This is a genomic window from Neisseria sp. P0021.S007, assembly GCF_051956855.1.
In genome coordinates, this window is sequence record NZ_JBQCXA010000968.1 from 1 (window position 1) to 557 (window position 557).

1 protein-coding gene is annotated in these 557 nt (G+C 49.6%); it reads left to right on the forward strand.

Features of this window, described 5'->3' with window-relative positions; translation table 11 throughout:
• Positions 1 to 364 (forward strand): pilin (locus tag ACTHUR_RS17000; protein ID WP_440399874.1); only part of this gene is annotated, 364 nt, incomplete at its 5' end.
• Between the last annotated feature and the right edge of the window lie 193 nt (positions 365 to 557).

The following is a 557-nucleotide window of genomic DNA, read 5'->3' on the forward strand; positions in this document are numbered from 1 at the left end:
GACATCATCTGTGTACTTGCGTAGTGCTATCACTGAAATGAACACTCGCAACAACAATACGGGAGCGAACAGTAAGTATGTAGATTCTATACAAGGCGACCCGACAAGCGGCGTGATTACCATTACTTATAATGCCGCAGCCGTAGGTTTGGATGCCAATGCCAATACCTTGACCTTGACACCTTTTGTCCCTAGAGCAACAGGTGGATACGATACCCTGCAGCAAGCCTTTACATCCGCCAATATGGGCGTGGTGCAATGGGCATGTTCATCCGATACCCATGCAACTGCAGACCATTATGGCCTGACTCCCGTCACCCCAGGAACGCTGCCTGCTCGATTTGCACCATCCGAATGCCGCTAAGCGCATTGCTTGGGTAGTGTGTAGGTTGGGTCGAGACCCAACAACAAGCCGTAGCCCGCATGAAACCTCAAATTCCGCCGTAGCGTGGGTGCGGTAATCATGCTGTTTCTGCTTTTCAAACGACCTCGATCCTTTTTCGAGGTCGTCTGAACTATTTATTCTTTAACAATCTGAGCCAAAAGCTCCTACGAAT